We start from the raw sequence: 13,067 nt of genomic DNA on the forward strand, positions 1-13,067 counted from the left end.
AGGGCCGCGTTCTTCCCGTCAGTGGCTGAGGGGTATGCAGTGCTGTCGCAGAATTGCGCCGGAGGCCAGATTCACGTGTTACGTGGAACCCTCCGTGTACTCCTTCACTGTACCACCCTTGAAGTCGACGGCCAGCATGCGGGCGTCCCAGGGAGTGTCGACGACGGAGTGCGCGAGATCGGCTGCTTCGAGGCGTCTGCCGGCGCCGTCAGCCAGCACGAGCACGCTGGGACCCGCCCCGGAGACGACGGCCGCGAAGCCTCCTGCGCGGAGCGCCCGCACCAGTCGGTCGGTCTCGGGCATGGCCTGCGCGCGGTAGTTCTGGTGCAGCTTGTCCTCGGTGGCGGCCAGCAGCAGCTCGGGGCTCTGGGTGAGCGCCGCGATGAGCAGCGCCGAGCGCGAGACGTTGAACACCGCGTCCTCGCGGGGCACGTTCAGGGGGTTGAGGCTCCGCGCCACGCTCGTGGACATCGTGAACTCTGGCACGAACACCAGAGGCGAGACGCCGCGGTGCACGAGGAGCTTCTTGTGCTGCGGACCGGTCTCGTCGACCCACGCGATCGTCAGTCCGCCGAACAGGGCGGGGGCGACGTTGTCCGGGTGGCCCTCCAGCTCGGTCGCGAGCCGCAGGAGCGCGTCGGCGTCGAGCTCCACCTCGGGCTCGAGCAGTCCTTTCGCGGCGAGCAGTCCGGCCACGACCGCGGCACCGGACGACCCGAGTCCCCGGCCGTGGGGCACGGCGTTGACCGCTTCGAGGCGGACGCCCGGAAGAGGACGGCCGACGGAGGCGAAGGCGTGGGCCATGGCCCGCACGACGAGGTGCGAGGCATCCATGGGAACGGATGCCGCGCCCTCCCCCGTCACGTGGATCTCGAGGCCGTCGCGCCCGAGCTCGGTCACGACGAGCTCGTCGTAGACGCTCAGCGCCAGGCCGAGCGTGTCGAAGCCCGGGCCGAGGTTCGCGCTGGTGGCGGGGACCCGCACGTGCACCGATCGGTGCCCGGCGCGCTCCCCGCCGCCGGCTGCGCTCACGTGGGCGTTCCCGCGGAGGTCGGAACGAGCTCCAGCACGGACGCGACCTCGGAGGTCGCGGCGTCCACGACGGTCGGCGTCACGTCGCTGCCGTCGGCGTTGCGGAGGGCCCACTGCGGGTCCTTCAGCCCGTGGCCGGTCACCGTCAGGACGACGCGCGAGCCGGACGGGATGAGGCCCTGCTCGGCGCGGTCCATGAGGCCGGCGACGCTGATCGCGGAGGCGGGCTCGACGAAGATCCCCACCTCGGACGACAGCAGCTTCTGGGCGGCCAGGATGCGCGCGTCGTCGATGGCGCCGAACCAGCCGTCGGTGGCATCGCGCGCCTCGAGGGCGAGCTCCCACGACGCGGGGTTGCCGATGCGGATGGCGGAGGCGATCGTCTCGGGGTTGCGCACGACCTCGCCGCGGACGAGCGGTGCGGAGCCCTCGGCCTGGAAGCCGAACATGCGCGGCACCGTGGTGGCGACGCCGCGTTCGGCCTCCTCGCGGTAGCCGCGGGAGTAGGCCGTGTAGTTGCCCGCGTTGCCGACGGGGATGAAGTGGAAGTCGGGCGCGTCGCCGAGCACCTCGACGACCTCGTAGGCGGCGGTCTTCTGCCCCTCGATCCGGTCGGGGTTGACGGAGTTGACGAGGTGCACCGGGTAGTGGTCGGCGAGCTCGCGCGCGATCTCGAGGCAGTCGTCGAAGTTGCCGCGGATCTGGATGAGGCGGCCGTTGTGCGCGACGGCCTGGCTGAGCTTGCCCATGGCGATCTTGCCCTCGGGCACGAGCACCGCGGCGGTGATGCCGGCGTGCGCGGCGTAGGCGGCTGCCGACGCCGAGGTGTTGCCGGTGGAGGCGCAGATCACGGCCTTCGCACCGTGCTCGACCGCGCGGGACAGCGCGACGGTCATGCCGCGGTCCTTGAACGACCCGGTCGGGTTCATGCCCTCGAATTTCACCCACACGTCGGCGCCCGTGCGCTGCGACAGCGCGGGGGCGGGCAGGAGCGGCGTGCCGCCCTCGCCGAGCGTCACCACCGTCGAGTCGTCGGTGACGCCGAGCCGGTCGGCGTACTCGCGGAGGACTCCGCGCCAGAGGTGTGCCATGTCAGTCTCCTTCTACTCGCAGGACGGACGCGACGCGCTCGACGACGCCGCTGGCGGCCAGCCGCGCAACGGTCTCGCTGAGGTCCTGCTCCCGGGCCTTGTGGGTTCCGATGACGAGCCGGGCGACGCCCGGTCCGTCTGCGGACTCGCTGATGACGGTCTGCTCGACCGTGGCGATGGACACGCGTCCCTCGCTGAGGGTGCCCGCGACGGTCGCCAGCACGCCGGGCTGGTCGTCGACCTCGAGCGTGATCTGGTAGCGCGTGGTGACGCGGCCGATCGGCACGACGGGCAGGTTCGCACGCGTCGACTCCCCCACGCCCACACCGCCGGCGATGTGGCGGCGGGCGGCGGAGACGACGTCGCCCAGAACCGCGGACGCGGTCTGCACGCCGCCGGCGCCGGCGCCGTAGAACATGAGCGAACCGGCGGCCTCGGCCTGCACGAAGACCGCGTTGTTGGCGCCGTGGACGCTCGCGAGCGGGTGGGAGCGCGGCACGAGCGCGGGGTAGACGCGCACGGAGATCGACTCGCCCTCCTCGCCCTCGTCCTCGGCGGCGAGGCGCTCGCACACGGCGAGGAGCTTGATCGCGTAGCCGGCGTGCCGGGCGGCGTCGATCATCGCCTTGTCCAGGCCCATGATGCCCTCGCGGTGCACCGCCGACAGGGGGACGGTCGTGTGGAACGCGAGGCTCGCGAGGATGGCGGCCTTCTGCGCGGCGTCGTAGCCGTCGACGTCGGCCGACGGGTCGGCCTCGGCGTAGCCGAGCGCCTGCGCCTCGGAGAGCACGTCGACGAGGTCGGCGCCCTCGGTGTCCATGCGGTCGAGGATGTAGTTCGTCGTGCCGTTGACGATGCCCATGATCCGCTGCACGCGGTCACCCGCGAGCGAGTCGCGCAGCGGCCGGATGATCGGGATCGCGCCGGCGGCGGCGGCCTCGTAGTAGACCTGCGCTCCGACCTGGTCGGCCGCCTCGAAGATCTCCGAGCCGTAGGTGGCCAGGAGCGCCTTGTTGGCGGTCACCACGTCGGCACCGGAGTTGATCGCCTGCATCAGGTACGTGCGGGCGGGCTCGATGCCGCCCATCAGCTCGATGACGATGTCGGCGCCGAGGATGAGCTCTTCGGCATCCGTCGTGAACAGGTCGCGCGGGAGGTCGGCGTCCCGGGGAGCGTCGAGGTCGCGCACGGCGATGCCGACGAGCTCGAGCGATGCGCCCGCCCGGTCGGCGAGCTCGTCGCCGTGCTTCAGCAGCAGCGCGGCGACCTGCGAACCCACGGCGCCGGCACCCAGCAGCGCCACCCGCAGTCGGCGATAGTCGCTCACGTGTCGTTCCGCTCGTTCATGTGGTTCTCCTCCGTGCTCGACGGGTCCACGCCGGCATCGCGCGCCAGCAGGTCGTCGATCGTCTCCCCGCGCACGATCACGCGGGCGCGCCCCTGCCCGACCGCCACGACGGGCGGTCTCGGGACGAAGTTGTAGTTGCTCGACAGGGCCGCGCAGTACGCGCCGGTCGCGGGGACGGCCAGCAGATCGCCGGGCGCCACATCGGCGGGCAGGTACTCCGCGTCGACGACGATGTCGCCCGACTCGCAGTGCAGTCCGACGACCCGGGACAGTGCCGGCGGAGCGGTGCTGACGCGGGAGGCGACGCGCGCCGAGTACTGCGCGCCGTAGAGGGCGGGCCGGGCGTTGTCGCTCATGCCGCCGTCGACGCTCACGTAGAGCCGCTCGAGGTCGTCGGACACGCGGACGGTTTTGATCGTGCCGACCTCGTAGAGCGTGACGCCGGCCTGCCCGACGATGGAGCGCCCCGGCTCGAAGGCGAGATCCGGAACCGGGATGCCGCGGCTCGCGCATTCGCGGGCGACGGCGTCGACGATCCCCGCCGCGAGCTTCTCGATGGGCGTCGGGTCGTCGGTGGAGGTATAGGCGATGCCGAAGCCGCCGCCGAGGTTGAGGACGGGCACCTCACCGCCCTCGAGCAGGTCCGCGTGCACCGCGACGAGCCGCGACGCGGACTCCTCGAAGCCCGCGGTGCCGAAGATCTGAGACCCGATGTGGCAGTGCAGCCCCACGAACGCTAGGCCGGGCGTCTCGCGGATACGGGCGACGACGGACGCTGCATCCGTCAGCGGGAAGCCGAACTTCTGGTCTTCGTGGGCCGTCGCCAGGAAGTCGTGCGTCTCGGCGTGCACGCCGCTGTTGACCCGCACGAGCACCGGCTGCTCCCGGCCGAGTCGCCGTGCGACGGCGGCGAGGCGATCGAGCTCGATCCAGCTGTCGAGGACGATCGAGCCCACGCCCACCTCGACGGCGCGCTCGAGATCGCGGACGGACTTGTTGTTGCCGTGATAGCCCAGTCGTGCGGGATCGGCGCCGGCGGCGAGCGCCACCGCCAGTTCGCCGCCGCTGCAGACGTCGACCGCGAGGCCCTCGTCCATCACCCAGCGCACCACGTCGGTCGACAGGAACGCCTTGCCCGCGTAGTAGATGCGCGCCCGCGACCCGTGCGCCGCGGTCGCGTCGGCGAACGCGGCCAGGGTGCGACGCGCGTGCGCGCGCACCTCGTCCTCGTCCAGCACGTACAGCGGCGTCCCGAAGCGCTCCACCAGCTGGTCGGCGGCGATCCCGGCGAGCGTGAGGATGCCGCGCTCGTCCCGTTCGGCGGATGACGGCCAGACGTTCGCCGTGAGGGCGTTGACGTCGTCCGGGCGGACGAGCCGTGCGGGCGCCGGGTGCGGGGAGGTCGGGGCGGACACGGGTGAGCCAATCGGTGGTGTCGGAAGCACGGGCGCCCGGATCACGGGCGGTGCGCCACGGCCGGTCGGATCACGCGCCGGGCACCCGTGAAGTCTAGGGCAACCGCGCCCGCGGACCCGGCAGACGGCCCGCCCGCCTCGGGCTCAGGCGCAGGTGCCGTTCGCCTGGAGCGCAGGGTCGGTGACGATCGCGCCGTCGATGTCGAGGTCGGCGATCACCCGATCGCCCGAGACCCGGATGCCGGTGAGCGTGACCCCCGCCGGGACGTACTGGCGGATGCACACGTCGTAGTCGCGCACGACGACGCCGGCGAGGTCTCCGAAGCGCTCGGTGAGGTCGCTCGCCGTCAGCTGCGCACCCGCCACCTCGAGCGAGACCGGGGACAGGGTGATGTCGCCGTCGGCGACTCCCGGCGTCAGCGAGATGCCGATTGGTATCGCCGCGCCGAACAGGTTCAGCTCGGTCGACGCGGTCACGTTCGGCTCGACGAGACCGACGGTCGCCGCCGGGAAGTCGGGGATCTGCTCGAGCAGCGCCTGCAGCTCAGGCGTGTCGAGCTGGATGGTCGCCGAGGCGCTGCGGGCCGCAGCATCCCCTCGCACGGGCACGCCCTGCGCGTGGACGACGACGTCGCCGGACAGCGCGCCGAAGGCGACGTCATCGGAGGCCACGGTCACATCGTCGAGCGTGCCCGAGATCAGCTGCGGCAGCACGGCGCCCGCGATGTCGACGTCGATCTGCTGGTCGGCGGGAAGCGAGAGCTGGGTGATCGCGCCCTGGCGGATCGTCTTGGTGACGATGTCGCGCGCGATCCACTCACCCACGAACCAGGCGCCGACCGCGAGCGCGGCCACGAGCAGCAGTCCGACGAGCCACGGCCAGGCGCGGCGGCGCGGTCGGGGCGCGCCCGACGAGGACAGCACCCACTGCGCGCGCGGATCCGGGAGAGGCTGCGTCTGCTGCGCGTCACTCATCAGGTCTCGATCCGTTCGCTCAGCACAGCCGTCCCCGGAGTGTCACATGCGCTCGGGCGCGCTCACGCCGAGCAGGTCGAGTCCGTTTCGCAGCACCTGTCCGGTGGCGTCGTTCAGCCAGAGGCGCGTGCGGTGCACGGCCTCGACGGGAGCGTCTCCGAGCGGGATCACGCGGCAGCTGTCGTACCAGCGGTGATACAGACCGGCGAGCTCCTCGAGGTAGCGCGCGACGCGGTGCGGCTCGCGCACCTCCGCGGCGAAGGCCACGATGCGCGGGAACTCCTGCAGCGCGCCGAGCAGCGCCGACTCCGTCTCATGGGTCAGCAGCTCGGGCGCGAACTCCGAGCGGTCGACCCCGGATGCCGCGGCGTTGCGTCCCACGTTGTGGGTGCGGGCGTGCGCGTACTGCACGTAGAAGACCGGGTTGTCGTTCGTGCGCTTGCGCAGGAGCTCGGGATCGAGCGTGAGGGGCGAGTCGGCGGGGTACCGGCCCAGCGAGTACCGCAGCGCGTCGGTGCCGAGCCACTCCCGCAGGTCGTCCATCTCGATGATGTTGCCGGCACGCTTGCTCAGCCGCGCGCCGTTGACCGACACCAGCTGCCCGATGAGCACCTCGATGTCGGCGTCGGGGTCGTCGCCCGCGGCGCCCGCGAGCGCCTTCAGCCGGTGCACGTAGCCGTGGTGATCGGCTCCGAGCAGATAGATCTTGTGCGCGAAGCCGCGGTCGCCCTTGTTCAGGTAGTACGCGGCGTCGGCGGCGAAGTAGGTGTACTCCCCGTTGGAGCGGCGGATGACCCGATCCTTGTCGTCGCCGAAGTCGGTGGTGCGCACCCACACCGCGCCCTCGTCCTCGAACACGTGCCCCTGAGCGACGAGACGGTCGACGGCCTCGTCGACGAGGCTCGGTCCGCCGTTGTCGCCCTTCGCGTGCAGCACCCGCTCGGAGAACCACACGTCGAAGTCGACGTTGAAGGCGGCGAGGGATGCCTGGAGCTCGCCGAGCTGCAGGGCGTATGCCGCGTCGCGCGCCGCCGCGACCTGCTCCTCATCGGGGAGGTCGAGGAGGTCGGGACGCTCGACGAGCACCCGCCGGCCGAGCTCGTCGATGTAGCCGCCGGCGTAGCCGCCCTCGGGGGTGGGCTCGCCCTTGGCCGCGGCGAGCACCGAGCGTCCGAAGCGCTCCATCTGCACGCCGGCGTCGTTGATGTAGAACTCGCGCGCGACGGTGGCGCCGCTGGCCTGGAGCAGGCGGCCGATCGAGTCGCCGAGAGCGGCCCAGCGGGTGTGGCCGATGTGGAGCGGGCCGGTGGGGTTCGCCGAGACGAACTCGAGGTTGATCGTGTTGCCGCGCTGCGACTCGTTGGATCCGAACGCCGCGCCCGCCTCGACGATGGTCTTCGCGAGCGCGCCGGCGGCCGCGGCATCCAGTGTGATGTTGATGAAGCCGGGTCCGGCGACGTCGACGGAGGCGATGCCGTCGACCTGCGCGAGGCCGGCCGCGATCTCGGCGGCGAACTCGCGCGGGTTGGCGCCCACGTTCTTGGCGAGCTTCAGCGCGGCATTGGACGCCCAGTCTCCGTGGTCACGGTTCTTCGGGCGGTCCAGGACCAGGTCGGCGGCGGTGAGCCCGGCGCTGGAACCCTGGCGTCGAGCCTCGGCCAGCGGCGTCACGACGGCGAGCAGGGCGGCGGAGAGGGCTTCGGGGTCCATAACCGGTCCAGTCTAGTTCGGCCGCCTCCGGCTCCCCTGAACGGGCGCCAGGGCCACCGGCAGGTCAGGCGATCTGCACCAGCGACGTGAAGTCGTCGGCGACGGTCTCGTCGGCCTCGGCTTCGGAGTCGCGCGCGGGGTCGTCGGCGTCGTCGGGCACGGTCCACGCGTCGACGCGCATGTGCGGCATCGCGACGTGACCACCGTGATAGCTGAGGAAGGCGCAGTCGGCGGCATCCCGTCCCGTGGCGATGCGCACGAGGCTCCGGCGGTCGGCCAGGCGGGTCGCATCGAGCACGTACCAGGCGCCGTCGTGGTACGCCTCGGCGACGGCGTGGAAGTCCATCGGACGCAGGCCCGGCGCGTAGCACGCGGCGTAACGGGCGGGCATGTCCATGGCCCGCAGCAGGGCGATCACGACGTGCGCGTAGTCGCGGCAGACGCCTTGCCCGGTCATGAGGGTGGTCACCGCGCTGTCGGTGCCCATGCTGAGCCCCGGCGTGTAGGTGACGCTCGCGGACACGAAGTCCGAGACCGCGGCGATGAGCTCGTGACCGCCGAGGCCGCGGAACTGCCGGCGGGCCTGCGAGAACACCTCGTCGGACTGGCAGTAGCGGCTGGGACGCAGATAGGTGATGGCTTCGAGATCGCTCGTGCGGATGCTGGCAGCAGGCCCGTCGACCACCGCCTCGTAGCGCACCTCGAGGCGGCCGGCCTCCCCGGTGAGGCGGTGGAGGCGGCTGCCGGACTGGTCGACGATCTCGGTCGGGGTGTACTCGCGATCGCCCTGCGTGAAGGTCAGGATCTCGCGCGACAGCGGCACGGGCTGGGCCGTCGCGATCGAGAAGATGAGGTCGACCGACGCGCCCAGCTCGAGGTCCAGTTCAGCGGTCACGACGCGTTGCACCGGAGTATCCTCGCACGCCGCGAGCCGCCCCCGGACCGCGATCCCGGCACCGTGCCGCGACGCGCCCCGGGCCCCTCACTCCGCCGGTCGTCGCAGGGATGTCACCAGCCTCCGCGGGTGGGCGTGTGACCCTCCCGCGCGTCCTCCGGCATGGTCATCTCGGCACGCACGCCGAGCAGCCGCACGGGCCGCTCCGGCTCCATCCGATCGACGAGTTCGCGCACGCGCGCGGCCACCTCCGCTCGATCGGAGGTGACCGGGATCTTCTTCGTGAAGACCTTCGTGGTGAAGGGCGCGTAGCGCACCTTCAGCGTCAGTCCGACGACGGGCCGCCCCTCGGCGGTCACGTCCGCCCACACGGCGTCGAAGAGGTCATCGACGGCGGCGAGGACCTCGGCGCGCTCGGCGAGGTCGACCGGGTAGGTCGTCTCGCGCGAATGCCCCCGGGCGACCCAGGGCGTGTCGTCGACGACCGCCGTGCCTCCGCCCTGGCCGAGCAGGCGGTACCACGGCCCCATCTTCGGGCCGAACTCGGCCACCAGAGCGGCGTCGTCGGCCTCCGCCAATTGCGCCACCGTCTCCACGCCGAGACCCGCGAGCCGCGCCGACACCTTCTTGCCGACGCCCCACAGATCGATCGTCGGCCGCGCGCCCATGACGCCGAGCCACGTGTCGGCCGTGAGCCGGAACACGCCGGCCGGCTTCCCGAAGCCGGTGGCGACCTTCGCCCGCACGAGCGTGTCGCCGATGCCGACCGAGCAGTGCAGACGCGTGCGCTCGAACACCTCGGCCTGCAGCGCCCGGGCCGACGCCTCGGGGTCGGCAACGGTCAGCCCCACGAACGCCTCGTCCCAGCCCAGCACCTGCACGACCGCTCCGGGGTGCGCGCGCAGCGTCGCCATCACCTCGTCGGAGGCCGCCTCGTAGGCCTCGCGGTCGACGGGGAGGATGACGGCGTCCGGCACCTTCCGGGCGGCGAGCCGCAGCGGCATCCCCGATCCGACGCCGAACGCGCGCGCCTCGTAGGACGCCGTGGACACCACGGCACGCTCCCCGGGCTCTCCTCGTCCGCCCACGATCAGGGGCCGGCCGGCGAGCTCGGGTCGCCGCTGCACCTCGACGGCGGCGATGAACTGGTCGAGGTCGACATGCAGCACCCACGGGCGCGTCGCGTCGCTCATGGGGTCAGTCTGCCCGCAGCCTCCGACGCCCTCCACCCCCGCTCGGTCACGCGACACGCCGTCAGCGCGCTCCATCCCGCGACACACCTCGCGACGGACCGCGCGCCGCGGCACGTCGCAACCGGTCCCCGGCGGCGCGGTGCGGCATCCTGAGTCCGACGGGACGTCTCGAGACGATGCCCGTCGTCAGGGGGAAGGGGATCCGATGGGTGAGCGCAGGCGATCGAATCGCAGCAGCGGACGGGTTGCGCGCCACGGGTACGCCCTCGTGACGATCACGGCGCGCGATGCCAACGGGTTCGTCCACCAGTACGACGAGGTCGAGACGTCGGTCGGCGCCCTGCACGAGGCCGTGGCGATCATGCAACTGAAGTCGACGGCCATGGAGGCCTCGCACGAGGAGCTGCGTCAGGCCTGACCGACGGCTCTGACGGCGGCGCTCTGAGGTCAGGCCGACGCGCGCGCCCGACCGGCGTCGAACGCCGGGACCCAGGTCGAACGCCGTCGCGGCTGACGACGCACCAGCTGCGCGCACGCATCCAGCAGTGACCGGATCGCCGCCGCCGTGATGTCGTCCCGCATGTCGTCTCCTGCTGCTCCTGTGCCGCAGTGTGCGGCCGCGGCTTCATTCAACCCGAGGCGACGCGCGCCGATCGGCCCTTGACGATCGCGGGAACGTATGCATGCGCATACGAAGTTCGCCCCGTGTCCGAGGCGGCGAATGACAGCACACCGCCGCGCCTCTGGCAAGGCCCGGTCATCGAGGCGTCGCGCGTTGTTGAGTGGAACTCACCGATCCAAGGAGAAGCCATGACGCAGATCATCGAGACCATCGACGTCGACGTGCCGGTCACGACGGCGTACAACCAGTGGACCCAGTTCGAGTCCTTTCCGCACTTCCTCGACGAGGTCGAGTCGATCACCCAGACGAGCGACACGCAGACCCACTGGGTCGTGAAGATTGCCGGTCAGGTGCGCGAGTTCGACGCCGAGATCACCGAGCAGCACCCCGACGAGCGCGTCGCCTGGAACTCCACCGGCGGCGACACCGACCACGCGGGCGTCGTCACGTTCCACAAGCTCAGCGACACCACCAGCCGCGTGACCGTTCAGCTCGACTGGAAGCCCGAGGGCTTCCTCGAGACGCTCGGGTCGGTCGTCGGCGTCGGCCAGCACGCCGTCAAGAAGGACCTCGAGAACTTCAAGGAGTTCATCGAGAAGAAGGGCACGGCGACCGGCGCCTGGCGCGGAGACGTCGAGGCCTGATCCTCCTCACGAAGCGCCCGGCACCTCGCGTGCCGGGCGCTTCGTCGTTGCCGGTGGTCGTGAGGACGATCGGATGCCGCGGCCACCGGATGGCCACCGTCGCGTCACCTCCCAGTCACCCTTTCGGCGCGCTGCCGTCGACCTGATGCCTGTTACCTGGGGAAGCCCTCTGCAGCCGTCCCCACGGCTTCCCCCAGCGACAGGACTCCCCATGAACAACCGGACCATGCGGCGCGTGCGCGCCGCCCTGGCCCTCACCGCCACCTCGGCCGCGCTCGTCGGCCTTGTCGGCCTCGCCGCCCTCCCGGCGTCGGCGGCCAGCCCCGACGACGCGACCGAGCACGGCGGCGCCGCCCGCCACGACGCCGACATGACCCGGATGCTGAGCGACTCGATCAAGGGCGGCCCCGCCAAGAACGTCATCCTCCTCATCGGCGACGGCATGGGCGACTCCGAGATCACCGTCGCGCGCAACTACGCCGAGGGCGCCGGCGGCACCTTCGCGGGAATCGACGCCCTCCCGATCACCGGCTCGTACGTGCACTGGGCCGTCGATGCGGCGGGGAAGCCCAACTACGCGTCGGAGTCGGCATCCACGGCCTCCGCCTGGTCGACGGGCACGAAGACGATCAACGGGCGCCTCAGCGTCGACTACTCGGGCGAGCTGGGCGTGCCGCAGGCCACGCTGCTCGAGATCGCGAAGGCGAACGGTCTCAAGACCGGCAACGTCTCGACGGCCGAGATCCAGGACGCCACGCCCGGCGCCGAGGTCGCCCACATCTCCAAGCGCGGCTGCTTCGGACCCGTCGACACCACGGCGAACTGCCCGGCCGAGTCGGTCGAGGCCGGCGGCCTCGGCTCGATCAGCGAGCAGCTCCTCAACGTGCGCCCCGATGTGACCCTCGGCGGCGGCGCCGAGACCTTCGGGGAGACCGCCGTCGCCGGCCCGTGGGCCGGCAGGACGCTCTTCGAGCAGGCGGACGCGCGCGGCTACCAGCTCGTCGATGACGCGGCAGGACTAGCGGCCGTCACCACGGCCGACGCCGACCAGCCGGTGCTCGGCCTGTTCGCACCGAACAACTTCCCGACCCGCTGGGTCGGACCCGAGGCGACCGATCTCACCAACGGCGGCGACCTTCCGGCTCCCGTCGCGTGCACCGAGAACCCGGAGCGGCTCGACACCGGCGTCTCCCTGGCCGCGCTGACCGACAAGGCGATCGACCTGCTCGACAACGAGAAGGGCTTCTTCCTCCAGGTCGAGGGCGCGAGCATCGACAAGCAGGACCACGCGGCCAACGCCTGTGGTCAGATCGGCGAGACGGTCGACCTCGACGAGGCCGTCCAGGTCGCGCTCGACTTCGCCAAGACCGACGGCGACACGCTCGTCGTCGTCACGGCCGATCACGCGCACACGAGCCAGATCGTCGGCTCCGCCATCCCCGGACTGAACACCCACCTGCTCACCGCCGAAGGCCAGCCGATGATCGTCGCCTACGGCACGTCGGCCGCGGGTGGCTCGCAGCAGCACACGGGCGCCCAGGTGCGCATCGCCGGCTACGGACCGGGCGCGGCGAACGTCGCCGGCCTCAGCGACCAGACCGACCTGTTCTTCACCTCGGCGAACACGCTGGGCCTGAACCAGGACCTCGCCTCCCTCAGCGCGGCCGCCACCCTCGCCGCGCCGGCCGAGGTGCTGCCCGGTGCGACCTACACGGTCACCGCGTCCGGGCTGAACGCCGACTGGCAGGTGCGGGGAGCCGATGACCTCGGACAGCAGGACGTGCTGCGGGGCACCGCCTCGTTCCAGGTCACCGCTCCCGCCGAGCCGGGTACGCAGACCGTCACGCTGACCGGTGTGCAGACCGGTGTGGTGCTCACCGCCGACGTCACCGTCTCGGCCGCGGCGCCGGTCGACCCGGCGCCCACCGCGAGCGCCACTCCGCCGGCAGCCGCCGCGGGCACCGGCTCGGGCAGCAGCACCGGCAGCCTGGCCACCACCGGCACGTCCGTGCCGTTCGCACTGGGCGGCATCGCTCTGGCCCTCGTGGCCGGCGGCGCCTACCTGGTGATCCGTCGCCACCGTCGCGGCCCCGCCCTGTCGCACAATTGAATCCCCGGAAGGCGGTGCGTGCCGGTGACGGC

12 protein-coding genes are annotated in these 13,067 nt (G+C 71.9%); 3 read left to right on the forward strand and 9 right to left on the reverse strand.

Annotated features, from left to right (window positions below):
- Window positions 1-78 precede the first annotated feature (78 nt).
- The 8 genes from thrB to ABC304_RS16135 all read right to left on the reverse strand — a co-directional run bounded on the left by thrB (window position 79) and on the right by ABC304_RS16135 (window position 9,659).
- Window positions 79-1,032: a homoserine kinase gene (gene thrB, locus ABC304_RS16100; protein WP_412932264.1), complete on the reverse strand. Its 954-nt coding sequence runs from the start codon at window positions 1,030-1,032 to the stop codon at window positions 79-81.
- Window positions 1,029-2,123 carry a threonine synthase gene (gene thrC / locus ABC304_RS16105; protein ID WP_412932267.1) on the reverse strand — a complete coding sequence of 365 codons (1,095 nt, stop codon included), beginning with the start codon at window positions 2,121-2,123 and terminating at the stop codon, window positions 1,029-1,031. The genes thrB and thrC overlap by 4 nt, the downstream gene beginning before the upstream one ends.
- A 1-nt stretch (window position 2,124) precedes the next feature.
- Window positions 2,125-3,450, reverse strand: coding sequence for a homoserine dehydrogenase (locus tag ABC304_RS16110; protein WP_412932269.1), 1,326 nt, complete (start codon window positions 3,448-3,450; stop codon window positions 2,125-2,127).
- Entirely contained in the window at window positions 3,447-4,886 is a 1,440-nt protein-coding gene (gene lysA / locus ABC304_RS16115) for a diaminopimelate decarboxylase (RefSeq protein WP_412932271.1), read from the reverse strand. Before lysA ends, ABC304_RS16110 begins: the two co-directional genes overlap by 4 nt.
- A 144-nt stretch (window positions 4,887-5,030) precedes the next feature.
- Window positions 5,031-5,861 (reverse strand): LmeA family phospholipid-binding protein, encoded by an 831-nt coding sequence (locus ABC304_RS16120; RefSeq protein WP_412932274.1) that lies wholly within the window; start codon window positions 5,859-5,861, stop codon window positions 5,031-5,033.
- A 42-nt stretch (window positions 5,862-5,903) separates the two neighbouring features.
- Window positions 5,904-7,571, reverse strand: coding sequence for an arginine--tRNA ligase (gene argS / locus ABC304_RS16125; RefSeq protein WP_412932276.1), 1,668 nt, complete (start codon window positions 7,569-7,571; stop codon window positions 5,904-5,906).
- 64 nt (window positions 7,572-7,635) lie between these two features.
- Window positions 7,636-8,478 (reverse strand): transglutaminase-like domain-containing protein, encoded by an 843-nt coding sequence (locus ABC304_RS16130; protein WP_412932278.1) that lies wholly within the window; start codon window positions 8,476-8,478, stop codon window positions 7,636-7,638.
- Window positions 8,479-8,579: 101 nt separating this feature from the next.
- Window positions 8,580-9,659, reverse strand: a complete 1,080-nt coding sequence (locus ABC304_RS16135; protein WP_412932279.1) for a DNA polymerase IV — start codon at window positions 9,657-9,659, stop codon at window positions 8,580-8,582.
- A 205-nt stretch (window positions 9,660-9,864) separates the two neighbouring features.
- On the opposite strand from ABC304_RS16135, the gene ABC304_RS16140 reads away from it, so the two are divergent.
- Window positions 9,865-10,077, forward strand: a complete 213-nt coding sequence (locus ABC304_RS16140; protein ID WP_412932282.1) for a hypothetical protein — start codon at window positions 9,865-9,867, stop codon at window positions 10,075-10,077.
- Window positions 10,078-10,106: 29 nt separating this feature from the next.
- Here the strand turns inward: ABC304_RS16140 and ABC304_RS16145 are convergent, their stop codons facing one another.
- The gene (locus tag ABC304_RS16145; RefSeq protein ID WP_412932285.1) at window positions 10,107-10,241 is read right to left on the reverse strand and encodes a hypothetical protein; all 135 of its coding nucleotides are present in this window, start codon (window positions 10,239-10,241) and stop codon (window positions 10,107-10,109) included.
- Between the two features lie 228 nt (window positions 10,242-10,469).
- Here ABC304_RS16145 and ABC304_RS16150 point away from each other — a divergent pair, with 228 nt between their 5' ends.
- Complete coding sequence (locus ABC304_RS16150) at window positions 10,470-10,925, forward strand: SRPBCC family protein (RefSeq protein WP_412932287.1); 456 nt, start codon at window positions 10,470-10,472, stop codon at window positions 10,923-10,925.
- Between the two features lie 211 nt (window positions 10,926-11,136).
- The gene (phoA, locus tag ABC304_RS16155; RefSeq protein ID WP_412932290.1) at window positions 11,137-13,035 is read left to right on the forward strand and encodes an alkaline phosphatase; all 1,899 of its coding nucleotides are present in this window, start codon (window positions 11,137-11,139) and stop codon (window positions 13,033-13,035) included.
- The last annotated feature ends 32 nt before the right edge of the window (window positions 13,036-13,067 follow it).

The organism is Microbacterium jepli (assembly GCF_047237905.1).
In the GTDB taxonomy this organism is placed as follows: domain Bacteria; phylum Actinomycetota; class Actinomycetes; order Actinomycetales; family Microbacteriaceae; genus Microbacterium.